Below are 25,960 nucleotides of genomic sequence, written 5' to 3'. Positions count from 1 at the left end.
CCTTGCCATGCCCGACCTGTTTGATGCTTGCCCGGTGAGCCCGGGGACCTATCATGAAATGCTCGAGGGCCAGGGGCAGGTACGCGAGCATTGGCAGCGGGTGTGTGCTTACCTGCAGCGCAGCGGCCGGGCGCAGTTGGCACAACGACAGGCGTCGCTTACCCGCCAACTGCAGGAAAACGGCGTGACATACAACGTCTACGCCGACCCCAAGGGGGCTGATCGGCCCTGGGAACTGGACCTGTTGCCGCACCTGTTGCCTGCCTGCGAATGGCAGCAACTCGCCGCTGGCGTTGCCCAGCGGGCGCGCTTGCTCAATGCTGTGCTGGCGGACATCTACGGGCCACAACAATTGATCAGCGAGGGGCTGCTGCCTGCCGAGCTGGTCTATGGGCATAACAACTTCCTGTGGCCGTGCCAGGGCATCAGCCCGCCCGATGGCACCTTTCTGCATGTGTATGCAGTGGACCTGGCGCGCGCGCCAGACGGGCGCTGGTGGGTGACGGCAGATCGTACCCAGGCGCCTTCCGGCGCGGGCTATGCACTGGAGAACCGCACCATTGTTTCGCGGGCGTTGCCCGAGTTGTACCGCGACCTTAAGGTGCAACACCTGGCAGGTTTTTTTCGTACCTTGCAGCAGACGCTGGTGCACCTGGCGCCCGGTGAAAGCGATTCGCCGCTGGTGGTGGTGCTGACCCCGGGGCGTTTCAATGAAAGCTATTTCGAGCACCTGTACCTGGCACGCCAGCTGGGCTATCCGCTGGTGGAGGGCTGCGACCTGACGGTGCGCGATGCCACGGTGTACCTCAAGACACTCAGTGGTTTGCGTCGTGTCCACGCGATCATGCGGCGCCTGGATGACGACTTTTGCGACCCGCTGGAGCTGCGTACCGATTCGGCCCTGGGGGTGCCTGGCCTGCTGGATGCCGTGCGTCAGGGCCGGGTACTGGTGGCCAACGCCTTGGGCAGTGGGGTGCTGGAGTCGCCCGGTTTGCTGGGCTTTTTGCCGGCCATCAACCAGCGCCTGTTTGCTGAAGACCTGTGCCTGCCGTCGATTGCCACTTGGTGGTGCGGTGAACCAGCGGTCATGGCGCGGGCGCTGGAGCAGTTGCCACAGCTTCTGGTCAAGCCGGCGTTTCCTTCGCAGAGCTTCAACGCAGTGTTCGGCCGCGATCTGGACAAGGCCGGGCGCCAGGCCCTGGCCGAGCGGATACAGGCACGACCCTACGCCTACGTTGCGCAGGAACTGGCGCAACTGTCCCAGGCGCCGGTATGGCAGCAGGAGCCGGGCCAGCTGCAATCGCGGGCCATCGGCATGCGTGTGTATGCCGTGGCCTCGGCCGAGGGCTACCGGGTGCTCCCGGGGGGCCTGACGCGAGTGGCGGCGCTGGCCGATGCCGAGGTGGTGTCGATGCAGCGCGGTGGTGCCAGCAAAGACACCTGGGTAGTGGCCGACACGGCGCCCAGTGGTGAGCAATGGCGCACCCAGCATACCCTCGGGGTGGCGGACCTGATCCGCAAGGACCCTTACCTGCCGTCGCGGGTGGTGGAAAACCTGTTCTGGTTCGGGCGCTATTGCGAACGCTGTGATGCCAGCGCGCGTTTGCTGCGGATCATCCTCACCCGTTACCTTGATGGTGATGACCCCTTGGCCTTGCAGGCGGCAGTGACCCTGGCCGATGAACTGTCGTTGCTGCCAGAGGAGGGGACGTTGCCCGAGCGCGTGCGCGCGGCGCTGGCCGACAGCGACTGGGCCTTCAGCCTGCGGGCCAACCTGCAGCGACTGCAATGGGCTGCATCACAGGTTCGTGGCAAGCTTTCGCGAGAAAACTGGCAGGCGCTGGTGGAGTTGCAGAACGAGTCGCGGAGCCTGGAAAACCAAACGGCGGACTTTGGCGAGCAGGTAGATGTGCTCAATCGCCTGGTGATGTCCATGGCAGCACTGTCCGGCTTTGCCCTGGACGACATGACCCGCGATGAAGGCTGGCGCTTCTTGATGATCGGCCGCCGTATCGAGCGTTTGCAGTCCTTGTGCAGCAGCCTGGCGGTTTACCTGAGGGGGCCAACGGTGTTCGATCAGGCCGGGCTGGAATGGTTGTTGGAACTGGGCAACAGCAGCATCACCTACCGCTCGCGCTACCTGGCGGTTGCGCAGCTGATACCGGTACTGGATTTGCTCCTGCTCGATGAACAGAACCCGCATGCCGTGCTGTTTCAGCTCAATCTGCTGGTGCGCGCTTACGGGCGTCTCAGCAAGGAGTTTGCCAGCAGCCCGGAGCCAGCGCTGGCGCTATTGGCCGACCAGCTCAAGCACTTCGACTTGCGCAGCCTCGAAGACTCGTTGTTCGGCGCCGCCAGTGTTCGCGCGGTACTGACCGGGCTGGCGGATCTGTTGCAGTCCATCGCCACGGCCAGTGGCGAGATTTCCGAACGTCTGGCGCTGCGCCATTTCGCTCACGTCGATGATGTCAGCCAACAAACGGTGTCGGTGTGATGAGCGCGCGTTACCAGGTCATTCACGATACCCACTATCGCTACGACAGCCCGGTGTCCCTGGCCCAGCAACTGGCGCACCTGTGGCCGCGGCCCTGTGCCTGGCAGCGCTGCACTGAACAGGTTCTGCAGATCAGCCCGACACCCACCCAGCGGAGGGATGAGTGGGATGTGTTCGGCAATCCGCTGACGCGTCTTGCCTTCGAGCGTCAGCATGAACAATTGCAGGTGGTGGCGCGTTTGCAGATTGAGGTGCTGCCCCGCGCCGAACCGCAGTTCAGTGCGTCTCCCGCCTGGGAGCAGGTACGCGACGCCCTGACGTATGCCAGTCAGCCCCTGAGCGGTGAGCTGTTACAGGCTTGTCGCTACCGTTTCGAATCGCCCTATGTGCACCTGAAACAGCGCTTCGTGGCCTTCAGCGAGTCGTGCTTTGCAGCGGGGCAGCCGATGCTGCTCGGGGTGCAGGCACTGATGGAAAAGATCTTCAGCGAATTCACTTTCGATGCCACGGCGACCCAGGTCGCAACGCCCTTGGTGGAGGTGCTGGAGCGCCGCCGTGGCGTTTGCCAGGACTTTGCCCACCTGATGCTTGCCTGCCTGCGCTCACGTGGGCTGGCGGCGCGCTACGTCAGTGGCTATTTGCTGACCCGGCCGCCACCGGGACAGCCCCGGTTGGTGGGGGCTGATGCCTCGCACGCCTGGATTTCGGTGTTTTGCCCGACCCAGGGCTGGGTCGATTTCGACCCCACCAACAACCTGCGCCCGGCACTGGAGCACATTACCCTGGCCTGGGGCCGGGACTTCTCCGATGTATCGCCGCTGCGCGGGGTAATCCTCGGCGGCGGCAACCATGACCCTGAGGTGCAGGTCACAGTGATGCCGCTGGATGAGTACCAGGTTTAGTCAGGTTTCTTGTCGACCCACTTGGGCAGTACCGGGGCTTCGAAGCTGTCCATGGCGTCGAGCAGTTCGTCGGGGGTGGTCGCTAGCGCCAGCATGGCGCGATGCTGCGGGCGCACGAAGCCTTCTTCCACCACATGGTCGAGGAAGTCGCCGAGCTTGCTGTAGAAACCATTGACGTCGAGCAGGCCCAACGGCTTGGCGTGATAGCCGAGCTGGCCCCAGGTCCAGACTTCGAACAGCTCTTCCAGGGTACCCAGGCCGCCAGGCAGGGCGACGAAGGCGTCGCTCAGTTCCGCCATGCGTGCCTTGCGCGCGTGCATGCCGTCAACGACTTCCAGGCGAGTCAGGCCGGTGTGGCCGATTTCGGCATTTTTCAGCGCTTCGGGGATGATCCCGATCACTTCACCACCGGCCGCCATGGCGGCGTCGGCAACGATGCCCATCAGGCCGACTGCGCCGCCGCCATAGACCAGGGTCAGGCCGCGTTGGGCGATGGCCTGGCCGAGGGCGATGGCCGCCTCGCGGTAGGCCGGGTTGACGCCGGTGCTGGCGCCGCAAAATACACATACTGAACGTACTGGCATCACTTCTCTCCGGTTACAAGCGTCCACAGAGTAAGGTGCTGGCCAGTCACTTCCAAGTCGGCAATGTTTTGTAAACACTACTATTCTGGTCGGGCGAATTCGCAGATCGCGCCGCTGGCACCGCAGGCGTAGGCGGCGAGCAAGCTGTTCATCAAGCTACTGAAGGACATGATCAATGACTCCTGAATGAGAGGTTGTCTCATCGTCTAACAATGGCGCATGATGTTCACTTAGGATTTGTGTATACAATCCATAGAACAAATTTACTGCCTGGCCTCGTATCCGGCGTTTGACCCACATCATGGGCGTGCTCCACGGTTTCAGGCAGTCTGCAAACTGATAAAAACCCTGTCATGGAGATTCACGATGTTTGCCAAAGTTGTAGCAGTATCCTTGCTGACTCTCGCCACCACTCAGGTATTTGCTGCCGAGTGTAAGGTTACCGTCGATTCCACCGACCAGATGTCCTTCAACACCAAGGCCATCGAAATCGACAAGAGCTGCAAGACTTTCACTGTTGAGCTGACCCACTCCGGCTCGTTGCCGAAGAACGTCATGGGCCACAACCTGGTGATCAGCAAGGAAGCGGACATGCAGCCGATCGCGACCGATGGCCTGAGCGCTGGTATCGAGAAGGATTACCTGAAGGAAGGTGACGCGCGCGTGATTGCTCACACCAAAGTGATCGGTGCCAAGGAAACCGCCTCGGTGACTTTCGATGTTTCCAAGCTGGATGCCAACGAGAAATACGGCTTCTTCTGCTCGTTCCCTGGCCACATCTCGATGATGAAAGGCACCGTTACGCTGAAGTAATGGTGTAGCTGGCCATCGCCGGTAAGCCGGCTCCTACAGTAGGAGCCGGCTTACCGGCGATTTCGGCTTCAAGGTGCGAACGGCATCTCGCGTTTGTGCTGGGTCTTCTCGTAAGTCCGCTTGATAATCTCGAACGCCTCTTCGCTGACCGGCTCGCCGTGCAGGAAGGCATCGATCTGCGCGTAGGTCACGCCATGGGATGCTTCGTCCGGCTTGCCCGGCGCCAGGTCTTCCAGGTCTGCGGTCGGTACTTTCTCTACCAATGATTCCGGCGCGCCAAAGCTGCGCGCGATGGCGCGTACCTGGTTTTTCACCAGCCCGCTCAGGGGCGCGAGGTCGCAGGAACCGTCACCAAATTTGGTAAAGAAGCCCATCACCGCCTCGGCGGCATGGTCGGTGCCAATCACCAGGCCCTGACGGGCGCCAGCGATGGTGTACTGCGCGACCATACGCATGCGCGCCTTGGTGTTGCCCACCACGAAGTCGACCATCGTCGGCGTGCCGCCTTCCAGCGCCTTGACCTCGGCGGCCAGGGCGCGTACGGCCGGGGCGATATCCACCGTGTGAACTTCGTCAGCCTTGATCACTTCCAGGCAGGCCTGGGCATCGTGCTCATCCTGTTGAACCTGGTAGGGCAGGCGCACGGCGATAAAGCAGTAAGCAGGATCACCGGTCTCGCTGCGCAGCTCGTTGATCGCCCGCTGCGCCAGCAGCGCTGCGGTCAACGAGTCGACGCCACCGCTGATTCCCAGCACCAGGGTTTTTAGCCGGGCGTTGTTCAGGCACTGCTTGATGAATGCCACGCGCCGGTTCACTTCGGCATCGAGCGCGGCACGGTCGGCGAACGGGGGCTGGACCTTGAGTGCTTGCGCAATCTCTCGCTGGGCGGCTTGCATGAATTACTCCTTGGACACTTTGAAGACGTGGCGCAGGTAAGCAACGAAGTTTTCGTCACGGCATTGGGTCTTGGCCGCCTCGTCGGAAATCTTGGCGACAGGCTGGCCGTTGCAGTCGGTCATTTTAAGCACGATGCTCATCGGCGCCACCCCGGGTATGTCGCAGGTCAGGTTGGTGCCGATGCCGAAGCTGACGTTGATGCGTCCGCGCAAGGCACGGAAGATCTCCAGTGACTTGGTCAGGTTCAGGCCATCAGAGAACACCAGTGTCTTGGTCATCGGGTCGATTCCCAGCTTGCGGTAATGGGCGATGGCCTTTTCTGCCCACTGCACCGGGTCGCCCGAGTCGTGGCGCAAGCCATCGAACAGCTTGGCGAAGAACAGATCGAAGTCGCCGAGAAACGCATCCATGGTGATGCAGTCGGTCAAGGCGATGCCGAGCAGCCCACGGTATTCACGCACCCAGCAGTCGAGCGCGGCAATCTGGCTGTCGATCAGCCGCGGGCCAAGTTGCTGGTGGGCCATGATCCATTCATGAGCCATGGTACCCAAGGGCTTGATATCCAGTTTTCGTGCCAGATGCACGTTGCTGGTACCGACGAAGCGCGCCGGGAAATCGTCCTTGAGCACCCGTACCACTTCTTCCTGCACTTTGTAGGAAAAGCGTCGGCGTGTGCCGAAGTCGGCCACCTGCAACTCTGCCAGTTCTTCGCTGCTGGCATGGGCCTTGAGCCAGTCGAACTTGCGGTACAGCTGGTCGCGGGCTTCGCTGAGCTTGACCTGCGGATAGCGATGGCGGTTGCGTACTTCGCTGATGATTGCCAGCAACGGCACTTCAAAGAGGATCACGTGCAGCCAGGGGCCGCGTATGCGCAGGTACAGTTGATCGTTTTCGATGCCCAGGTGCAGGTAGCGCAGGTTGAAGCGGAACAGGCCGAGAAAACGCAGAAAGTCCGGCTTGATGAAGCTGATCTGTTCCAGAAAGCCCAATTGGCCATTAGCCAGGCTCAGTTCACAGAGCTTGTCGATCTGTTCGCGAATCTGCGCCAGATAGGGGCGCAGGTCTTCGCCATTGCGGCAGCGAAACTCCCATTCGACGTCGACGTTGGGGTAGTTGTGCAGCACCGCCTGCATCATGCTCAGTTTGTAGAAGTCAGTGTCGAGCAGGTTTTGCACGATGCGATCGGCGAAGGCGCTCTCGCTCATAAGGGGCTCCGTAGGGGGCGCGCGCCATTAACTGCCAGCAACGACGCACAGACATTGCCATTGTGCCAGCCTTTTCCCGCAGGTGGGCGGGCGCGCTGCGGGTACATCCGTAGCAGCGTTTCGGGGGCGGCGCTTTCGCCGGTCAGCGGCTAGCCTGTATTGGTGCCCGCTGTAGCAGTCGCGCACCAACGATGTGCAGTTCGGTTACGCATCCTGTTACAGGCGGGTTGCACGTAACCACTTGGCGAGGTTGCAATGATGGCACTTTATGGTTGCTCTTTTTGGTCGGTTGGGTGGCGCTTGCCTTGCGGCAGACGGTTGCACAGCCAGTAAAAAAAGGACGCGGCCAAGGCCTTGGCAACTTCTTCAGGTGTTTTTCAAGAATAAAAATCCAATGGCACGGCCCTTGCTCAGAGCTATTGCTGAAAGTTGTAGTGCCAACCAAAAAAACACCAAGGAGCACCACCTCATGTCGCAGACGTTTTACAAGAAAGGCTTTCTGGCCCTTGCCGTAGCTACGGCGCTGGGTGTTTCTTCGTATGTTCAGGCCGACATCAAGATCGGTGTAGCAGGCCCGATGACCGGTGCCAACGCAGCGTTTGGCGAGCAGTACATGAAAGGTGCCCAGGCGGCGGCAGACAAGATCAACGCCGCAGGCGGGGTCAACGGCGAGAAGATCGTCCTGGTCAAAGGTGACGACGCGTGCGAGCCCAAGCAGGCCGTAGCCGTGGCCAACCGTCTGGTTGACCAGGACAAGGTCGCCGGTGTGGTCGGACATTTCTGCTCGTCCAACACCATCCCGGCCTCAGAGGTGTATGACGAGGCGGGCGTCATTGCCATCACCCCGGGTTCGACCAACCCTCAGGTTACCGAGCGCGGCCTGAGCGCCATGTTCCGTATGTGCGGGCGTGACGACCAGCAGGGCATCGTTGCCGGCGACTACATCGTCGACGTGCTCAAAGGCAAAAAAGTGGTCGTGCTGCACGACAAGGACACCTACGGCCAAGGCCTGGCCGATGCCACCAAAGCACAACTGGCCAAGCGTGGCGTGACGCCGGTGCTGTACGAAGGCCTGACCCGTGGCGAGAAGGACTTCAGCGCCGTGGTCACCAAGATTCGCGGTGCCGGTGCCGACGTCGTCTACTTCGGTGGTTTGCACCCGGAAGCCGGTCCGCTGGTCCGGCAGTTGCGTGAAGCGGGCCTGAAAGACGTCAAATTCATGTCCGATGACGGCGTTGTCACCGACGAACTGGTCACCACCGCCGGTGGCGCGCAGTACGTTGATGGCGTGTACATGACTTTCGGCGCCGACCCGCGCCTGCTGCCGGACAGCAAGGCAGTGGTAGAAGAGTTCCGCAAAGCAGGCACCGAGCCTGAAGGCTACACCTTGTATGCCTACGCTTCGGTCGAGGCCCTGGCTGCGGCCTTCAATGGCTCCAAGTCGAACAAGGGCGAAGACGCTGCCAAGTGGCTCAAGGCCAATCCGGTGAAAACCGTGATGGGCGAGAAGAAGTGGGACAGCAAAGGCGACCTGACAGTCTCCGACTACGTGGTCTACCAGTGGGACAAGGACGGCAAGTACCACCAACTGGAAAAACAAAAATAACAACGGTACCCGACCCGGGCCTTAGCCCGGGTCGCTACCCGGTTTTGCGCCGTACCTGTCTTTTCTCGTAGATCTGCACAACCCTGCGCTGCGAGGGCCGCTTCATCCGGGGCTCAACGTAGTCGGCGCTTGTGCAATCTCAAATACGTGAGATTGCGTTATGGATGGTATTTTTCTGCAGCAACTGGTCAATGGGCTGACCCTGGGGTCTGTCTATGGCCTGATCGCCATCGGCTACACAATGGTCTATGGCATTATCGGCATGATCAACTTCGCGCACGGCGAGGTGTATATGATTTCCGCTTACCTGGCGGCGATCAGTCTGGCATTGCTGGCTTACTTCGGTATCGAATCCTTCCCGCTGCTGATGCTCGGGACGCTGATCTTCACGGTGGTGGTGACAGGCGTGTATGGCTGGACCATCGAACGTATCGCCTATAAACCCCTGCGTAACTCCACCCGCCTGGCACCGCTGATCAGTGCCATCGGTATTTCGCTGATCCTGCAGAACTATGCGCAGATCAGCCAGGGTGCACGCCAGCAAGGCATTCCGACCCTGCTTGAAGGCGCCTGGCGCGTCGAAGTGGGTAGCGGTTTCGTCCAGCTGACCTACACCAAGATCTTCATTCTGGTCGCCGCGTTCGTCGGCATGGCCGCGCTGACCTACATCATCAAGTTCACCAAGCTGGGGCGTATGTGCCGCGCCACCCAGCAGGATCGCAAGATGGCCTCGATCCTCGGCATCAACACCGACCGGGTGATTTCCTATGTATTCGTCATCGGTGCCGTCATGGCCGCGCTGGCGGGCGTATTGATCACCATGAACTACGGCACGTTCGACTTCTACGCCGGTTTCATCATCGGCATCAAGGCCTTCACCGCAGCGGTACTGGGTGGCATCGGCTCGTTGCCGGGCGCCATGCTCGGCGGGATCATCCTCGGCATCTCCGAATCGCTGTTCTCCGGGTTGATCAACTCCGACTACAAAGACGTGTTCAGTTTCTCCCTGCTGGTGCTGATTCTGATCTTCCGTCCCCAAGGCCTGCTGGGTCGCCCACTCGTGGCGAAGGTGTAAGTATGTCTGCTGCCAAATCCACTTCATTCGATCTCAAACGCAGCCTGATCGACACGATTCTCGCCGGGCTGATTTCCCTGATTGTCTTCGGGCCTATTGTCGGCGTGGTGCTCGACGGCTACAGCTTCAACATGGAGCCGACCCGCGTGGCCTGGCTGGTCGCCGGGGTCATGGCCGGGCGCTTTTTGCTCAGCCTGTTCCTGCAGACACCCAAGGGCCAGTCGATCCTCCAGGGCTTCGAGGGCAGCGGTTCCGGCGTGCATGTGCTGGCGCCAGACTACAAGTCGCGGCTGCGCTGGATCATCCCGGCGCTGATCGTCATCGCCATTGTCTTCCCGTTCTTCGCCAACAAGTACCTGCTGACCGTGGTCATCCTCGGCCTGATCTACGTGTTGCTGGGGCTGGGCCTGAACATTGTGGTCGGCCTGGCCGGCTTGCTCGACCTTGGCTACGTGGCGTTCTATGCCATTGGTGCCTATGGCCTGGCGCTGGGTTACCAGTACCTGGGGCTGGGGTTCTGGACGGTGTTGCCGCTGGCGGCCATCGCCGCGGCGCTGGCCGGCTGCATACTGGGCTTCCCGGTGCTGAGGATGCACGGTGACTACCTGGCGATCGTGACCCTGGGCTTTGGTGAAATCATCCGCCTGGTGCTCAACAACTGGCTGTCGTTCACCGGCGGCCCGAACGGCATGCCGGTACCTTCGCCGACCTTCATGGGCCTGGAGTTCGGGCGCCGGGCCAAGGACGGGGGTGTACCGTTCCATGAGTTCTTCGGCATCGATTACAACCCCAACGTGAAATTCCTGTTTATCTACATTGTGCTGTTCCTGGTGGTGCTGGCCGTGCTCTACATCAAGCACCGGTTGACCCGTATGCCGGTCGGCCGTGCCTGGGAAGCGCTGCGCGAAGACGAGATTGCCTGCCGCTCGATGGGCCTCAACCACGTGCTGGTGAAGCTCTCGGCGTTCACCCTCGGGGCTTCCACTGCGGGCCTTGCCGGGGTGTTTTTCGCCAGCTACCAGGGGTTCGTCAACCCGTCCTCGTTCACCTTCTTCGAATCGGCGCTGATCCTTGCGATCGTGGTGCTGGGCGGGATGGGATCGACTGTCGGGGTGGTGATCGCCGCGTTCGTGCTGACCGTGGCCCCGGAGCTGTTGCGCAGCTTCTCCGAATACCGGGTGCTGCTGTTCGGGGTGTTGATGGTGTTGATGATGATCTGGAGACCGCGCGGCCTGATTCGCATCAGCCGTACCGGTGTAGTTCCGCGTAAAGGAGTGGCGCCATGAGCGATGACGTGATTCTTTCAGTCGATAACCTGATGATGCATTTTGGCGGGATCAAGGCGCTCAGCGATGTCAGCCTCAAGGTCAAACGCAATTCCATCTTCGCCCTGATCGGCCCTAACGGCGCCGGCAAGACCACGGTGTTCAACTGCCTGACCGGTTTCTACAAAGCCAGTGGCGGCAAGATCGAACTGAACATGCGCGGTACCCGTACCAACGTGATCCAGTTGCTGGGTGAGCGTTTCCGCCTGGGTGACTTCGTTTCACCCAAGCGCTTTATCAACCGTATGCACTACAAAATGTTCGGTGGTACCCACCTGGTCAACCGTGCCGGCCTGGCGCGCACGTTCCAGAACATTCGCCTGTTCAGGGAAATGTCGGTGGTGGAGAACCTGCTGGTGGCTCAGCACATGTGGGTCAACCGCAACCTGCTGGCCGGCGTGCTCAACACTAAGGCCTACCGCAAGGCCGAAAGCGATGCCCTCGACCATGCCTTCTACTGGCTGGAAGTGGTCGACCTGGTGGACTGCGCCAACCGCCTGGCCGGCGAGCTGTCCTACGGCCAGCAGCGTCGTCTGGAGATTGCCCGGGCCATGTGCACACGGCCGAAAATCATCTGCCTGGACGAGCCGGCAGCCGGCCTCAACCCGCAGGAAACCGAAGCCCTGAGCAAGATGATCCGGGTACTTCGCGACGAGCACGACATTACCGTCGTGCTGATCGAACATGACATGGGCATGGTGATGAGTATTTCCGACCATATTGTGGTGCTCGACCACGGCAACGTGATCGCCGAAGGCGCCCCGCAGGACATCCGCCACAACCCCACAGTGATTGCCGCCTACCTGGGTGCTGACGAAGAGGAGCTGGTATGAGTGCACCCATCCTCGAAATGAAAGAAATCGACGTGTTCTACGGACCGATCCAGGCGTTGAAAAAGGTCTCGCTGCACATCGATGAAGGTGAAACGGTGAGCCTGATCGGCTCCAATGGCGCCGGCAAATCGACCCTGCTGATGTCTATCTTCGGTCAGCCGCGGGCGGCCAGCGGGCAGATTGTCTATCGCGGTACCGACATTACCCACAAGTCGTCCCATTACATCGCCTCCAACGGCATCGCCCAGTCGCCTGAAGGACGTCGGGTGTTCCCGGACATGTCGGTGGAAGAGAACCTGATGATGGGCACCATCCCCATCGGCGACAAGTTTGCCAGCGAAGACATGCAGCGCATGTTTGACCTGTTCCCGCGGCTCAAGGAGCGGCGTAATCAGCGAGCGATGACCATGTCGGGGGGCGAGCAGCAGATGCTGGCGATTGCCCGGGCGTTGATGAGCCGGCCCAAACTGTTGCTGCTCGACGAGCCATCACTGGGCCTGGCACCGATTGTGGTCAAGCAGATCTTCGCCACCTTGCGTGAACTGGCGCAGACCGGCATGACCATCTTTCTGGTGGAGCAGAACGCCAACCATGCGCTCAAGCTGTCGGATCGTGCCTATGTGATGGTCAACGGCCAGATCCGCCTGACCGGTACCGGGCAGGAGCTGCTGGTCAACGATGAGGTGCGCAACGCGTATCTGGGCGGGCACTGATCCGGCTGTGTGAAAGCGCCCTGCACAGCAGGGCGTTTTTTTGTCCGGGTTTTTTGTGGACAACCTTGCGCGCACTTCCTTTCAGGCGCGACACAAAGTCGCTGCAAGTCGATGATTTCCCGAGTGTTCAAGTTGTCCACCATTGGTGTGGAAGCGGCTGTGGGTAACTTGGTGGCACCTTGCTGAAAGCCTTTGTTTACAAGGCTTTCAGGCTCGTGATTGTTTTTTGATCAACTGTCCGGAAAGAAATCTAAAGCGCCGTTGTCAAGTCTTTTATACCCAGTGCAACCGGGCGCCAAAGCAGGTGCAAAGGCTGTGGATAAGTCTGTGGGCAAGCACTGGAAAGAACGCTGCAAGTGCCGTCTGCACGGGCCTTGGGCCATCACCGGAATGACTGCCCCTGGCCGCCCAGCGGAGACTGAGGTCAACCGACAGCCCGATGGTCAAGAAAAATACTTGTCGATCCGGGGTTTAACGTCGGTTCAGCGGGTTTCAAGTTGCCCCCAGAGTGTGTGCAAGAGCCTGTGGATAAGGTGAGCAAAGCTTGCTCCAGCCCTTATGGATCAAGGCTTTGGCGGAATTGGATGTTTTTTGTACAGCGCATGTGTACTTGCTGGCACGGTTGCTGGCGGGCATGCTGCTGATCTGTGATTTCGACCTTGCAAGGAGTACCCGATGACTTCCACCGTTTTCATCACTGGCGCGACCTCAGGCTTCGGCGAAGCCTGTGCCCGTCGATTTGCCGAGGCCGGCTGGTCCCTGGTGCTGACCGGTCGCCGTCAGGAGCGCCTGGACGCGCTCTGTGAAGAACTGTCGAAAAAGACTGAAGTACATGGCCTGGTGCTCGATGTGCGTGACCGCAAGGCCATGGAGGCGGCGGTAGCCAGCCTGCCGCCGTCGTTCGCCAAACTGCGCGGCCTGATCAACAACGCCGGCCTGGCGCTGGGGGCCGACCCGGCGCCCAAGTGTGACCTGGACGACTGGGAAACCATGGTCGACACCAACATCAAGGGCCTGATGTACAGCACCCGTCTGTTGTTGCCACGTCTGATCGCCCATGGCCGTGGTGCGACCATTCTCAACGTGGGCTCGGTGGCGGGTAACTATCCCTATCCGGGCAGCCACGTGTATGGCGGTACCAAGGCCTTCGTCGGCCAGTTCTCCCTGAGCCTGCGCTGCGACCTGCAAGGCACGGGCGTGCGAGTGAGCAACATTGAGCCGGGCTTGTGCGAAAGCGAGTTTTCGCTGGTGCGTTTCGGCGGCGATCAGGCGCGCTACGACGCCACTTATGCCGGTGCCGAGCCGATCCAGCCGCAGGACATTGCCGAGACAATCTTCTGGATCATGAACCAGCCGGCGCACATCAACATCAACAGCCTTGAGCTGATGCCGGTGAGCCAGGCATGGGCGGGTTTCTCGATCGACCGTTCCGGCAAGGCATGAGGCCTCGCCGGCTCGCTGGCGATTGCGTCAGATCTGACGCTGCAGCCCTTCCAGGCAGGTCGCCAGGTGATAGGGCGTGGTCGACGGCATATCGCTGCGGCTGACCGCGCCGTCGGCGTCACGGCACTCGTACCAGCCACCGGCATGCAGGAAGCGCTGCTGCAGTGCCTGTAGCTGGACGAGCACCTTGGCGGCGCTGTCCGGGCGCAAGGCCAGGGCGCGCAGGTATTCGGCCTGGGCCCAGATGCGCTGGGTGGCATCGCGCACTTCGCCGTCAGCGCTGAGCATGGCCAATGCCGCAGTATCTTTCACCCCGCACTGCTCGGCATAGGCAAACGCCCGGTCGAGGGAGGCGTGCAGCGCGCTGCCGCGCAGCAGCGGTGAAGACGCCAGCAGGTAGAACCATTCGAACTGGTGGCCTGGCTCGAACCAGTTATCCACAGCCCCCTGTGGTTTTTCCAGCATCACCCCGTGCTCGGCATCGATGAAGTGCTGTTGCATGGCGTCGGCCAGCGCCAGCAGGGCCTGTTGCACTGCTTGATCGTCACGCACCGCGAGGGTGGCAAGGAACGCTTCGGCGAGGTGCATCAACGGGTTCTGCAAGGGGCCGCTACCCACGTCCGACCAGTCTTCATCAAGACTTGCCTCATACAGTCCGTCATCGCGGGCGAAACGCTCGGCTACCACGCTCAAGGCGGCATTGAGCGTGGACTCGACCAAAGATTCGCGCACCTGGCCCCAGTAATGGGCGCAGGCAAATATGATGAACGCGTGGGTGTAGAGGTCTTTACGGCGGTCCAGCGGCTTGCCCTGAGCGTCGATACTGTAGAACCAGCCACCGTGTTCGGCATCGTGGAAATGCCGCTGCAGCGATCGAAACAGCGCCGCTGCACGCTCGCGGGCCCCGGGTTCGTCGATGCGGCTGCTGAACAGGTACAGCTGGCGGGCACAGGCCATGGCTCGATAACGCTGTACGGGCAGCGGCTGATGCTGCGGATCAAGCGCTTCGAAAGGCAGGGCCAGTTCCGCATTCCAGCCCGGACCTTGCCAGAGCGGCACGATGCGCTGGGTAAAGTGCGTCTTGACCTGCTCGAGCAGGGCAGGCAGTTCAGGCTGGGCAGTACGAAGGTCGGGCATGGAGAAGAGTCGTCGCGATTGGTGCGTTTGCGCGCATGGTAGCAGGAAACCCCACGGGAACGGCGCTGTGCCGACACCTAGAGACTGCTCAGGCCCTGCCAGTGCTTGGCGCCAACGAAGATGAAGCGCAATTGCTGGGTGATCTTGTCCTGCGCGCTCAGGGTATTTGCGCCATCGTCATCCGGCTCATCGATCAGTTCCGGCAAGGTGGCAAACACGGTTTTTACTACCAGGTCGGCGATGACCGAGAGGGCGGTGCTGTCCAGGTGCTGCCAGCGCGGCATGCGCTCAAGGTCGGTCGCCAGGTCTGAGCTGATGCCCTGGCGCAGGGTGGCGATCGCCTGGCGCACCGGTTGCGAGCCACCGTACTGCTCGCGGGCGAGAAACAGGAACTGTGGGCGATTGGCGGCAACCACGTCTAGGAAGATGCGCACCGAGGCGTCGGTAATGCCACCGAGTTCGAGCTCGTTGTGGCGAACCAGGCGAATGGTCTGGCGGAAGGTTTCGCCAACTTCATTGACCAGGGCCAGGCCCAGCTGGTCCATGTCGGAGAAATGCCGGTAAAAACCGGTGGGCACAATACCCGCGAATTTACTCACTTCGCGCAGGCTGATGCTGCCAAAGCCCCGGCCACTTTCCATCAGGTGGCGGGCGGCATCCAGCAAAGCTTGGCGGGTCTGTTGTTTTTGTTCGGCGCGCGGCAGCATGGCGAGTATCGGTTGGCAGTCAATCAGCCCTGCACTCTAATAGCCTGCGCCGGGAAAAACAAAGCCCGGTCAATTGACCGGGCTTGGAGGGGAACCGTTGCAAGGCTGGGATCTCTTATTGTGTGGCATAGACGTCAGCTCACACGATGGTTCTGTTCGATCAGGCGGTCAGCGCCACCTTCGGCAACCTGAAAGCGTGCGTTGAGGCGATCGGAACCACCTTCGGCGACGCGGTTGGTGCGCTCGAGCAAGCGATCGGAACCGCCTTCGGCAACACGGTTAGTGCGTTCCAGCAGGCGATCGGAACCGCCTTCGGCAACACGGTTGGTGCGTTCCAGCAGACGATCGGAACCGCCCTCGGCAACGCGGACGTTGCGCTCTTGCAGGCGATCAGAACCGCCTTCGGCCAGGGTGTTCAGTGGCTGCGAGATCACCGCCGAGCTGGAGCGCGATTCAGCCGTCAGGCTTTGGTCGGCGGCAGGAATGGCGAAGGCATTGGCGGCCAGGATCGACAGGGACAAGCTCAGGAGTAATTGGCGTTTCATTGTTCGGTGCTCCGTGGTGGTGCTGGAAAGTGGGTACGGAGCCAATGCTACGCTGGGGGGCGGGAGATAAAAGTTCATAAAGATAATGGTAACAATCAACGGAATTGATGTTTTGCCGCAGGTGCTCTAGACCGGGTGTTCCAGGCAGCCTCAAAGCCGTCTTGGGGGCGTGTAGACCAAGGTCGTATCGAGGAAAAATCAAGGAAAAACCGCGCTATCAGCCGCTATCATGCAACGCCGGTTAAACCCTTGGGCGTTTCATCAGTCCGAAGAATACGTGCTATCAAATCGCCCACCTTGGCCCGGTGATCGCAAGGAGAATCCGCAATGACGCGTCCCGCCAGAATCCTCACCTGGACCTTTTCCAGCCTGCTGTTGCTGCTGGCGATACTGGCCGTGGTGATTGCTACCTTTGACTGGAACCGGGTCAAGCCGATGCTCAACGCCAAAGTCTCCGAGGCGTTGCACCGTCCCTTCGCCATCAACGGCAATCTGCAGGTCCGCTGGCAGCGTGAACTGGAGCAGGGTGGCTGGCGAGCGTGGGTACCCTGGCCGCGTTTTATCGCCCAGGACCTGACCCTGGGCAATCCCGACTGGCTCAAAGAGCCGCAGATGGTCAGCCTCAAGCAGGTCGAGTTCCGCCTTGCGCCCTTGCCGCTGCTGTTTCAACAGATTGTCATCCCGCGTATCGACCTGAACCAGCCTACTGCCAGCCTCAAGCGCCTGGCCGACGGTCGCGCCAACTGGACGTTCGACTTCGGCCCCAAGGATGAGCACGCCGAGCCTTCGCCCTGGGTAATCGACATCGGCGCCATTGGCTTCGACAAAGGCCAGGTGAGCCTGGATGACCAGACCCTGAAAACCCGCCTGGACCTGCTGATCGACCCGCTGGGTAAACCGGTGCCGTTCGGCGATATCGTTGGCAAGGCTTCGGCAGCAAAGGCGGGTGGGGCTCAGGACTATGCCTTTGGCCTGAAGGTCAAAGGGCGCTACAAGGGCCAGGCGCTTGCCGGCGAAGGCAAGATTGGCGGCTTGCTGGCACTTCAGGATGCGAGCCAGCCCTTTCCGCTGCAGGCTGACCTGCAGATCGCCGATACGCGCATTGTCCTCGCAGGGACCCTGACCGACCCGCGTAACCTGGGCGCCCTCGACCTGCGCCTGCGATTGTCGGGTGCAAGCCTGGGCAACCTCTACCCGTTGACCGGTGTAACGCTGCCGGACTCCCCGCCATACGCCACCGACGGTCATCTGGTGGCCAAGCTGCATGAGCCGGGAGGCGCGCAGTTTCGCTACGAAGGCTTCAACGGCAAGATCGGCAACAGTGACATCCATGGCGACCTGACGTTTGCCGCCAGCCAGCCGCGACCCAAACTCAGCGGCAACCTGGTGTCCAATCAGCTGCTGTTCAAGGACCTGGCGCCGTTGATTGGCGCCGACTCCAATGCCGAACAGAAAGCCCGTGGCGGCGCCAGCAAGCAACCGGCAGGCAAGGTGCTGCCGGTCGAGGAATTTCGTACCGAGCGCTGGCGTGCCATGGATGCCGACGTGACCTTCAGTGGCAAGCGCATCGTGCACAGCGAGTCGCTGCCGTTCACCGACCTGTCCAGCCACGTTGTCCTCGATGATGGGGTGTTGCGCCTTGAACCGCTGCGCTTTGGCATTGCCGGCGGCAAACTGGATGCGCAGATTCGCCTCGACGGGCGCGCGGTACCGCTGCAAGGACAGGCTCAGCTCAGTGCGCGGGGCTTCAAGCTGAAGCAGCTGTTCCCCACCTTCGAACCGATGAAAACCAGCTTTGGCGAGCTCAATGGCGACGCTGACCTCAAGGGCCGGGGTAATTCGGTGGCCGCCCTGCTGGGCACCGCCAATGGCGACCTGAAAATGCTGATCAACGATGGCGCCATCAGCCGTGGGCTCATGGAGATTGCCGGGCTGAACGTGGGTAACTACGTCATCGGCCAGCTGTTTGGCGACAAGGAAGTGAAGATCAACTGCGCGGCTGCCGACTTCGGCATCAAGGATGGCCTGGCAACCACGCGCCTGTTTGTCTTCGACACCGAGAACGCGATCATCTACATCAATGGCACCGCCAACTTCGCCAGCGAGCAGCTGGACCTGAAGATCAATCCCGAGTCCAAGGGCGTGCGCCTGTTCTCGCTGCGCTCGCCGTTGTATGTACGCGGCCCGTTTGCCAAGCCCAGTGCCGGTGTGCAGGCCGTGCCGCTTGCATTGCGGGGCGCGGGAATGGTCGCACTGGGAGTGCTGGTCGGCCCGGCGGCAGGACTGCTGGCGCTGGTGGCTCCGGGCGGCGATGTGCCCAATCAGTGCACGCCGTTGCTTGAGCAGATGAAATCCGGGAAGGCACCGCGGACGGTGAAGGCGGGATAAATGCGGCGCGGCTATTCGCGGGTAAACCCGCTCCCACAGGGGCTGTGCAATTAACCTGTGGGAGTGTGTTTACAGGAAGCAGGCCGCCGCGAAGTTTCTCAGAGACCTTTGAGCAGGTCCGCCATGTCATCGGCATGCTCTTCTTCCTGAGCCAGGATCTCTTCGAAGATGCGCCGGGTGGTGGGGTCGGATTCACCGATGTACTGGATGATCTCGCGGTAACTGTCGATGGCAATGCGCTCGGCAACCAGGTCTTCGAGGACCATTTCCTCAAGGTTCTTGCCTTCCACGTACTGCGCATGGGAATGCTTGCTCAGGTTATCCGGGTTCAGGTCCGGCTCGCCCCCGAGTTGCACGATGCGCTCGGCCAGCTTGTCGGCATGCTCCAGTTCCTGGGTGGCATGTTCGAGAAACTCCTCGGCCGCCACGCTGGCCTTGATACCGCTGGCCTTGATACCGCTGGCCATGAAGTAGTGACGTTTGTAGCGCAGGGCGCAGACCCATTCGGTTGCCAGCGATTCGTTGAGCAGCCGCAGGATCTGCTCGCGGTCGGCGTTGTAGCCTTCGGTCACGGCGCCTTGCTCGACGTGCTGGCGGGCACGTTGGCGCAGGGTTTTCACATCGGTCAGTTCAACGGTGCTCATGGTGTTCTCCAGGGCTAGATCTCGGCTTTGGCTTTCTCTACCGCTTGGTCATCGGTCTGGCGTTGTTCACAGGTCTTGAAACCCTTGGCATCCACATGCCCGGTGGCGTCGAAACGCACGTAGTAGGCTTGTTGATGGCCTTCCTGATTGAGGATGTAGTTGTTGCAGGTACCGCCATGCGGCAGGTCGATCACGCTGGACGGGCTGCCGCCGATGGCGATCACCCGTTGCATGGTCATGCCGTTTTCCACCTGCTTGACCAGCGGTTGGTCACGGTAGGTGACGTAGTCGACCGGGTTTTCCGGACGGCTGCCGCAAGCCGCCAGGGCGGTGGTGGTCAGGAGGATTGCCAGGGTCTGCTTGTACATGGTCCCGCTCCTTGCTGAGGGTCTACAGGGTTGGAACCGCAGCAGGCGCCGGGAGTTCGATTGCGATTGCAATCAAACTGCCTGTAGGGTGGGGCCGACAGTCCACGGAACGGGAAATGCAGCCATGGCTCAAGAACTTGCCACGCGTTATCCACTGGTGCTGGTGCCCGGTATGCTCGGCTTCGTTCGCCTGGTGCTTTACCCCTACTGGTTCGGCATCGTTTCGGCATTGCGCCGGGGCGGGGCCAGGGTGTTTGCGATTCAGGTGTCGCCGATCAACTCCACCGAAGTGCGTGGCGAACAGTTGCTGCAGATCATCGCGGACATTCGCCAGCAGACCGGTGCTGACAAGGTCAACCTGCTGGGGCATAGCCAGGGCGCGCTGACAGCGCGCTATGCGGCCGGCAAGCGGCCGGATTGGGTTGCCTCGGTCACCTCGATTGCCGGGCCGAATCATGGCTCTGAGCTGGCGGATTACCTGCACGAAAAGTACCCGGCCGACTCTGCCCGTGGGCGTCTGCTCAAGGCCCTGCTACATGGCCTGGGGGTGCTGCTGGGCTGGCTGGAGACGGGGTGGCGTGGGCCCAGGCTGCCGATCGACGTGCATGCCTCGCACCATTCGCTGACCCGCTCCGGAGTTGCCCTGTTCAATCAAGCGTATCCGCAGGGGCTGCCTAGCACCTGGGGCGGCGAGGGGCCGGCTGAAGTGGGGGGCGTGCGCTACTACTCATGGTCCGGTACCTTGCAGCCGGGCTTGACCGACCAAGGCCTGAACCGCCTGGATGGCAGCAACCGCTTTTGCCGGTTGTTTGCCAAAACCTTCGTGCATGAAGCCGGTCATTGCGACGGCATGGTCGGGCGTTACAGCTCGCATCTGGGCCAGGTGATCGGCGATGACTATCCGCTCGATCACCTGGACATCGTCAATCAGTCACTGGGCGCGGTAGGCAAGGGGGCCGAGCCGGTGCGCCTGTTCACCGAGCATGCTGCCCGCCTCAAGGCTGCGGGGCTGTAGCACCGGCAGGGCGAACCGGTGTTTTCCAGCGTTCGGCGAGAATCACCCCGGCGAGGGTCAGCAGGCCGCCACCCAGGTGGTACAGGGCCAGTTGCTCGTCGAGTACCACTGCGGCAATAACTGCGGTGACTGCCGGCAACAGGTTGAAGAACAGCGTGGTGCGGCTTGGCCCCAAGCGGCTGACCGCCTGCATCCACACCAGTGGCGCAACCATCGAGGCCAGCACGCAGGCATACAGCACCAGGCCGATATTGCCGCTACCCAGGCCGGTTTTCTCTGAAAACACGAACAGTGGGAACAACACAATGATCGCCACCAGCACTTGCAGGTAAAGCAGCAGCAGGGGCGGCAGGCGCAGCTGCCATTTCTTCAGCAAGGTGCTGTAGAGCGCGTAGGCGAGGGTGGCAATCAGCATCAGCGCGTCGCCACCGTTGACGCCGTGTTGCAACAACATCGCCGGATCGCCGGCCGATACCACCACCATTACGCCGAAGAACGACACTAGCGCGCCGATCAGCGCGCCGTAGGTCAGGCGCAGTCCCAGGCTGATGATGGCCATGGCCAGCGACATCAACGGCATCAGCGACAGAATGATGCCCATGTTGGTGGCGCTGGTGATTGCAGCGGCAAAGTAGGCCAGGCTCTGGTACACCGCCATGCCCAGTACGCCGAGGATGAAAATCTTGCCCAGGTTGGGGCGGATATCGCTCCAGCGGCGCAACATCGGGCGTAACAGGAACGGCGTGAACAGCACGCCGGCCAGCAGCCAGCGATAGAAGCCGATTTCGGCCGGAAAGATCGCACCGGCCGACATCTTGGTGATGACTGTGTTGCCGGCCCAGATCAGGATGGCCAGCAAGGGGAACGTATAATTCATTAAACACAAGCTCTATAGGTACAGCCGGCCATTATCCATTGGTTTTCCGTGTTGGTTGTACCGTACAGCGATAATTCGACTTTTCGCGCAGGTTTCAGGGCTATAGGTGAGGTTTGACCCGGCCAACGACCTACAGGAAATCTTGTCTACACTTTTGTCGAAGCTGCGCACTGGGTGCGGCGACGAGGAGAGAAGGCCATGACGCACCTGCGTTTGCCGCTGCTGATGGTGGGGTTGCTGATGTGTTCGTACAGCTTTGCAGATACACCGCAGCAGGAAAAAATGAAAACCTGCAATGCCGATGCCTCTGCCAAAGCCCTAAAGGGCGATGAACGCAATGCGTTCATGAGCAATTGCCTGAAGGCCAAGCCGTTGACACCCCAGCAGGAAAAAATGAAAACCTGCAATGCCGACGCCGCGACCAAGGCGCTGAAGGGCGATGAGCGCAACGCGTTCATGAGCAATTGCCTGAAGAAAAAATGACCCGCCGAACCTGACCTGGCGTAGCCGCTACCGATGCAGCGGCCGAGCCTCTATGCCTGCCCGGCGAAGGCTGGCAGACTGCGCCTTTTCCTGCAGTTGCCCCTTTGAGGTTGTATGACCTTTACTCCGCGCCAGATCAAGCTGGCCAGTTGGATCATTGTCTTCGCCGGCCTGTTGCTGGCGTTGCCGCTCAAGCTGTTGCCGAGCCTGCTGGCGGGCCTCCTGGTGTTCGAGCTGGTCAACATGCTGACCCCGAAGCTGCAGCACCTGATTTCCGGACAGCGCGCGCGCTGGTTGGCGGTGGCATTGCTTGGCACCCTGGTGGTCAGCACCCTGACGCTGCTGTTTGCCGGCGCCATCAGCTTCCTGCTGCATGAGGCAGAGAACCCCGGCGCCTCGCTGGACAAGTTCATGCTGCTGGTGGATCAGGCACGTGGGCAATTGCCCCCCTTCGTCGATGCCTACCTGCCGGCCAGCGCCGCAGAGTTCAAGGTAGCCATCGGTGAATGGTTGAAGACGCACCTGGGCGAGTTGCAGCTGGTGGGCAAGGGCGCGGCGCACATGTTTGTCACCCTGTTGATCGGCATGATCCTCGGAGCGATTGTCGCCTTGCAGCGCATCCCGGACATTTCCCGGCGCAAGCCGCTGGCTGCGGCGCTGTTCAACCGCCTGGCGCTGCTGGTGCAGGCGTTTCGCAATATCGTGTTTGCGCAGATCAAGATTTCACTGCTCAACACCTTCTTCACCGGGATCTTCCTGGCAGTGGTGTTGCCGATGTTCGGGGTGCACCTGCCGCTGACCAAGACCCTGATCGTGCTGACCTTCCTGCTCGGCCTGCTGCCGGTGATCGGCAACCTGATGTCCAACACCCTGATCACCATCGTCGGCCTGTCGCTGTCGATCTGGGTGGCCATGGCGGCGCTGGGCTATCTGATTGTTATCCACAAGGTCGAGTACTTCCTCAACGCGCGGATTGTCGGTGGGCAGATCAGCGCCAAGTCCTGGGAGCTGCTGCTGGCGATGCTGGTGTGCGAGGCGGCGTTTGGTTTGCCGGGGGTGGTGGCAGGGCCGATTTATTACGCGTACCTGAAGAGCGAGTTGCGTCAGGCCGAATTGGTGTGAGGCAATCGCATGCTTCGCATGCTCCCACAAGAGCACAACAAATCCTGTGGGAGCAGGTGAAGCCTGCGATAGGGGCGCGGAGCGCCCCCTTGGCAATCAGCCGTAACGCTTGCGCGCCTCGATCGCCAGGCCGCTGCCGATGCTGCCGAAAATGTTGCCTTCGACATGGCGGGCCTTGGGCAGCATGGCCGCGACACTCTGGCGCAAGGCCGGGATACCGCTGGAACCGCCGGTAAAGAACACGGTATCAACCTGTTCGACGCCCACACCCGCCTTGGCTAGCAGCTCGCTGACGCTGCCACGCACGCGCTCGAGCAGGTTGTCGATGGATTCTTCGAACAGGGCGCGGCTCAGCTCGACATTGAGTCCCGGCTCGACGCGCTTGAGGTCGACCAGGCGGCTGTCGGCGTGGGTCAGTTCGATCTTGGTTTCTTCCACTTCCATCGCCAGCCAGTGACCGGCGCGCTGTTCGATCAGCTTGAACAGGCGGTCGATGCCATTGGTGTCTTCGATGTCATAACGCATGCTGCCCAGGGCCAGCTGGGATTTTTGCGAGTACACCGTGTTGATGGTGTGCCAGGTGGCGAGGTTCATGTGGTGGCTGGTCGGCATGAAGGCACCGCTTTTCATCCGGCTGCCGTAACCGAACAGCGGCATGACGCCCTGCAGGCTCAATTGTTTGTCGAAGTCGGTACCGCCGATGTGCACACCGCCGGTGGCGAGGATGTCTTCATGGCGGTCGTCGAGCATGTGGCGCTCGGGTGCCAGGCGCACCAGGGAGAAGTCCGAGGTACCCCCGCCGATGTCGACGATCAGCACAAGCTCCTCGTGCTGGATGTTCGACTCGTAGTCGAAGGCGGCAGCGATCGGTTCGAACTGGAAGGAGACTTCCTTGAAGCCGATTTTCTTCGCGACTTCTTCCAGGGTGTCCTGGGCTTCCTGGTCGGCGGCCTGGTCGTCATCGACAAAGTGCACCGGGCGGCCCAGCACCACTTCATCGAACGCGCGTCCGGCATTGGCTTCGGCGCGGCCCTTGAGCTCGCCGATGAACATGCCCAGCAGGTCCTTGAACGGCAGGGCGGTGCCCAGCACGCTGGTGTCGTGCTTGATCAGCTTGGAGCCCAGCAGGCTCTTGAGCGAGCGCATCAGCCGGCCTTCGTACCCTTCGAGGTATTCGTGCAGGGCCAGGCGGCCGTAGACCGGGCGGCGTTCTTCGATATTGAAGAACACGACCGACGGCAAGGTGATCTTGCCGTCCTCCAGGGCGATCAACGACTCCACGCCCGGGCGATGCCAGCCTACGGTGGAGTTGGAGGTGCCGAAGTCGATGCCACAGGCACGGGCCGGGGATGCGTCACTCATGGGATGTACTTCCGGGGAAAAACGGCCGCGCAGTTTATGCCAGTGGCCAGCAGAATCAAGACCGATTATCTGCTTTACAGCAAACCCAAGACGACCTTGAAAGGCTATGCTTGACCCCAATCTTCAGAAGCATTGAACAACTTTATGGTGATTCCTTAGATGGACTTCAAAGACTATTACAAGATTCTTGGCGTTGAGCCGACTGCGGACGAGAAGGCGATCAAGACCGCCTACCGCAAGCTCGCGCGCAAGTATCACCCTGACGTCAGCAAAGAGCGTGACGCCGAGGAAAAATTCAAAGAGGTGAACGAGGCCCACGACGTCCTCAGCAGCGCCGAAAAGCGCGCTGAATACGACGAGTTGCGCAAATACGGCCAGCATGGCCGCCCGTTCCAGGGACCTCCGGGTTGGGAGAGTCGCAACACCGGCGGATTTGAAGGTGGTGACTTCTCCGACTTTTTCAGCTCGATCTTCGGCTCACGCGGTGGCAACGGCAATCCTTTCGGCCGTGGCCAACAACAACGCAGCGCCGGTCGGCGAGGGCAGGACGTGGAAATGGAACTGGCGATTTTCCTCGAAGAGACCCTGTCTGCCGAGTCGAAGCAGATCAGCTTCCAGGTGCCGCAACACAATGCCGCGGGCCAGCGTACCGGCTTCACCACCAAGACCCTGAACGTGAAGATTCCGGCCGGCGTCACCGACGGCGAGAAAATTCGCCTCAAGGGCCAGGGCGCGGCAGGCATCGGCGGAGGCGCCAACGGCGACCTGTTCCTGACCATTCGCATGGCACCGCATCCGCTGTTCGATGTCGAAGGTCATGACCTGATCATTACCGTACCGCTGGCCCCGTGGGAAGCGGCACTGGGTACCAAGGTGGCGGTGCCGACCCTCACCGGCAAGATCAACCTGACCATTCGTCCGGATAGCCAGAGCGGTCAGCGTCTGCGGGTCAAGGGCATGGGGCTGGCCAACAAACAGGGCCAGCGCGGTGATCTGTATGCGCAACTGAAAGTGGTGATGCCGAGCCAGAGCGACGACGCAACCCGCGAACTGTGGGGCAAGCTGGCAGAAAAAGCGGCGTTCAATCCGAGGACACAATGGAGTAACTGAGCATGAGCAGTACCCTGGTCGTTCAACTGGACATGCAGACCCTCTGTCAGGAAGCCGATTTGCCGGCTGCCTACGTGATCGAAATCGTCGAACACGGCATTGTCGAACCTTCCGGGCGAACGCCGGAAGAGTGGCTGTTTGACGATCAGGCTCCGGTCCTGGCCAAGCGCGCGGCGAAGCTGCAGCGCGAACTTGAACTGGAGTGGGAGGGGGTGGCGCTCGCGCTGGAGTTGCTGGAGGAGGTTCAGCAACTACGCAGCGAGAACAGCATGCTCAAGCAGCGCCTGGGCAGGTTTGTGCAGGGGTGACGCT

The 25,960-nt window shown here is 61.1% G+C and carries 25 protein-coding genes; 15 read left to right on the top strand and 10 right to left on the bottom strand.

The window, feature by feature from the left end; genetic code table 11:
• Positions 1 to 7 precede the first annotated feature (7 nt).
• Entirely contained in the window at positions 8 to 2,494 is a 2,487-nt protein-coding gene (locus DM813_RS00715; RefSeq protein WP_128321535.1) for a circularly permuted type 2 ATP-grasp protein, read from the top strand.
• Positions 2,494 to 3,396, top strand: coding sequence for a transglutaminase family protein (locus DM813_RS00710; RefSeq protein WP_128321534.1), 903 nt, complete (start codon positions 2,494 to 2,496; stop codon positions 3,394 to 3,396). Before DM813_RS00715 ends, DM813_RS00710 begins: the two co-directional genes overlap by 1 nt.
• Here the strand turns inward: DM813_RS00710 and DM813_RS00705 are convergent.
• On the bottom strand, positions 3,393 to 3,980 hold the full coding sequence (locus DM813_RS00705; protein WP_128321533.1) for a TIGR00730 family Rossman fold protein: 588 nt from the start codon (positions 3,978 to 3,980) through the stop codon (positions 3,393 to 3,395). The genes DM813_RS00710 and DM813_RS00705 overlap by 4 nt on opposite strands.
• Positions 3,981 to 4,346: 366 nt before the next feature.
• Between DM813_RS00705 and azu the strand changes: the two genes are divergently transcribed.
• Complete coding sequence (gene azu, locus DM813_RS00700) at positions 4,347 to 4,793, top strand: azurin (protein ID WP_128321532.1); 447 nt, start codon at positions 4,347 to 4,349, stop codon at positions 4,791 to 4,793.
• 68 nt (positions 4,794 to 4,861) lie between these two features.
• On the opposite strand, the gene nadE is transcribed toward azu, so the two are convergent.
• Together nadE and pncB are read right to left on the bottom strand one after the other, a co-directional pair.
• Positions 4,862 to 5,689: an ammonia-dependent NAD(+) synthetase gene (gene nadE, locus DM813_RS00695; protein WP_128321531.1), complete on the bottom strand. Its 828-nt coding sequence runs from the start codon at positions 5,687 to 5,689 to the stop codon at positions 4,862 to 4,864.
• Positions 5,690 to 5,692: 3 nt separating this feature from the next.
• Positions 5,693 to 6,895 (bottom strand): nicotinate phosphoribosyltransferase, encoded by a 1,203-nt coding sequence (gene pncB, locus DM813_RS00690; RefSeq protein WP_128321530.1) that lies wholly within the window; start codon positions 6,893 to 6,895, stop codon positions 5,693 to 5,695.
• 469 nt (positions 6,896 to 7,364) lie between these two features.
• Here pncB and DM813_RS00685 point away from each other — a divergent pair, with 469 nt between their 5' ends.
• The 6 genes from DM813_RS00685 to DM813_RS00660 all read left to right on the top strand — a co-directional run bounded on the left by DM813_RS00685 (position 7,365) and on the right by DM813_RS00660 (position 13,890).
• A complete protein-coding gene (locus tag DM813_RS00685) occupies positions 7,365 to 8,501 on the top strand; it encodes a branched-chain amino acid ABC transporter substrate-binding protein (RefSeq protein WP_128321529.1) in 1,137 nt (378 codons plus the stop codon).
• Between the two features lie 160 nt (positions 8,502 to 8,661).
• On the top strand, positions 8,662 to 9,576 hold the full coding sequence (locus tag DM813_RS00680) for an ABC transporter permease subunit (RefSeq protein ID WP_128321528.1): 915 nt from the start codon (positions 8,662 to 8,664) through the stop codon (positions 9,574 to 9,576).
• Between the two features lie 2 nt (positions 9,577 to 9,578).
• Positions 9,579 to 10,862 (top strand): high-affinity branched-chain amino acid ABC transporter permease LivM, encoded by a 1,284-nt coding sequence (livM, locus tag DM813_RS00675; protein ID WP_128321527.1) that lies wholly within the window; start codon positions 9,579 to 9,581, stop codon positions 10,860 to 10,862.
• Positions 10,859 to 11,734: an ABC transporter ATP-binding protein gene (locus tag DM813_RS00670; RefSeq protein WP_128321526.1), complete on the top strand. Its 876-nt coding sequence runs from the start codon at positions 10,859 to 10,861 to the stop codon at positions 11,732 to 11,734. The genes livM and DM813_RS00670 overlap by 4 nt, the downstream gene beginning before the upstream one ends.
• Positions 11,731 to 12,447 (top strand): ABC transporter ATP-binding protein, encoded by a 717-nt coding sequence (locus DM813_RS00665; protein WP_128321525.1) that lies wholly within the window; start codon positions 11,731 to 11,733, stop codon positions 12,445 to 12,447. Before DM813_RS00670 ends, DM813_RS00665 begins: the two co-directional genes overlap by 4 nt.
• A gap of 675 nt (positions 12,448 to 13,122) precedes the next feature.
• On the top strand, positions 13,123 to 13,890 hold the full coding sequence (locus tag DM813_RS00660; RefSeq protein ID WP_128321524.1) for an SDR family oxidoreductase: 768 nt from the start codon (positions 13,123 to 13,125) through the stop codon (positions 13,888 to 13,890).
• A 27-nt stretch (positions 13,891 to 13,917) separates the two neighbouring features.
• On the opposite strand, the gene DM813_RS00655 is transcribed toward DM813_RS00660, so the two are convergent.
• The 3 genes from DM813_RS00655 to DM813_RS00645 form a co-directional block, all read right to left on the bottom strand.
• Entirely contained in the window at positions 13,918 to 15,027 is a 1,110-nt protein-coding gene (locus DM813_RS00655; RefSeq protein ID WP_128321523.1) for an AGE family epimerase/isomerase, read from the bottom strand.
• 77 nt (positions 15,028 to 15,104) lie between these two features.
• The gene (locus DM813_RS00650; RefSeq protein WP_128321522.1) at positions 15,105 to 15,734 is read right to left on the bottom strand and encodes a TetR family transcriptional regulator; all 630 of its coding nucleotides are present in this window, start codon (positions 15,732 to 15,734) and stop codon (positions 15,105 to 15,107) included.
• Between the two features lie 134 nt (positions 15,735 to 15,868).
• Entirely contained in the window at positions 15,869 to 16,279 is a 411-nt protein-coding gene (locus DM813_RS00645) for a hypothetical protein (protein WP_128321521.1), read from the bottom strand.
• 327 nt (positions 16,280 to 16,606) lie between these two features.
• Here DM813_RS00645 and DM813_RS00640 point away from each other — a divergent pair, with 327 nt between their 5' ends.
• Entirely contained in the window at positions 16,607 to 18,667 is a 2,061-nt protein-coding gene (locus DM813_RS00640) for an AsmA family protein (RefSeq protein WP_128321520.1), read from the top strand.
• A gap of 98 nt (positions 18,668 to 18,765) precedes the next feature.
• Here the strand turns inward: DM813_RS00640 and DM813_RS00635 are convergent, their stop codons facing one another.
• Entirely contained in the window at positions 18,766 to 19,311 is a 546-nt protein-coding gene (locus DM813_RS00635) for a ferritin-like domain-containing protein (protein ID WP_128321519.1), read from the bottom strand.
• Positions 19,312 to 19,325: 14 nt separating this feature from the next.
• Entirely contained in the window at positions 19,326 to 19,679 is a 354-nt protein-coding gene (gene osmE, locus DM813_RS00630) for an osmotically-inducible lipoprotein OsmE (protein ID WP_128321518.1), read from the bottom strand.
• 124 nt (positions 19,680 to 19,803) lie between these two features.
• Between osmE and DM813_RS00625 the strand changes: the two genes are divergently transcribed.
• Positions 19,804 to 20,694: an esterase/lipase family protein gene (locus DM813_RS00625; RefSeq protein WP_128321517.1), complete on the top strand. Its 891-nt coding sequence runs from the start codon at positions 19,804 to 19,806 to the stop codon at positions 20,692 to 20,694.
• Here the strand turns inward: DM813_RS00625 and DM813_RS00620 are convergent.
• A complete protein-coding gene (locus DM813_RS00620) occupies positions 20,675 to 21,571 on the bottom strand; it encodes a DMT family transporter (RefSeq protein ID WP_128321516.1) in 897 nt (298 codons plus the stop codon). The genes DM813_RS00625 and DM813_RS00620 overlap by 20 nt on opposite strands.
• A 198-nt stretch (positions 21,572 to 21,769) precedes the next feature.
• On the opposite strand from DM813_RS00620, the gene DM813_RS00615 reads away from it, so the two are divergent.
• Entirely contained in the window at positions 21,770 to 22,054 is a 285-nt protein-coding gene (locus DM813_RS00615; protein WP_128321515.1) for a PsiF family protein, read from the top strand.
• 114 nt (positions 22,055 to 22,168) lie between these two features.
• Positions 22,169 to 23,176 carry an AI-2E family transporter gene (locus tag DM813_RS00610; RefSeq protein WP_128321514.1) on the top strand — a complete coding sequence of 336 codons (1,008 nt, stop codon included), beginning with the start codon at positions 22,169 to 22,171 and terminating at the stop codon, positions 23,174 to 23,176.
• Positions 23,177 to 23,272: 96 nt separating this feature from the next.
• Here the strand turns inward: DM813_RS00610 and DM813_RS00605 are convergent, their stop codons facing one another.
• Positions 23,273 to 24,538 (bottom strand): Hsp70 family protein, encoded by a 1,266-nt coding sequence (locus tag DM813_RS00605; protein ID WP_128321513.1) that lies wholly within the window; start codon positions 24,536 to 24,538, stop codon positions 23,273 to 23,275.
• 159 nt (positions 24,539 to 24,697) lie between these two features.
• Between DM813_RS00605 and cbpA the strand changes: the two genes are divergently transcribed.
• Positions 24,698 to 25,648 (top strand): curved DNA-binding protein, encoded by a 951-nt coding sequence (cbpA, locus tag DM813_RS00600; protein WP_128321512.1) that lies wholly within the window; start codon positions 24,698 to 24,700, stop codon positions 25,646 to 25,648.
• Positions 25,649 to 25,650: 2 nt separating this feature from the next.
• A complete protein-coding gene (locus DM813_RS00595) occupies positions 25,651 to 25,956 on the top strand; it encodes a chaperone modulator CbpM (protein WP_128321511.1) in 306 nt (101 codons plus the stop codon).
• Positions 25,957 to 25,960: the final 4 nt, after the last annotated feature.

The sequence above is a fragment of the Pseudomonas alkylphenolica genome, from assembly GCF_004025535.1.
GTDB classification, from domain to species: domain Bacteria; phylum Pseudomonadota; class Gammaproteobacteria; order Pseudomonadales; family Pseudomonadaceae; genus Aquipseudomonas; species Aquipseudomonas alkylphenolica_A.
The sequence above is the reverse complement of the archived record's forward strand: the minus strand, read 5'-3'. Positions and strand labels throughout refer to the sequence as shown.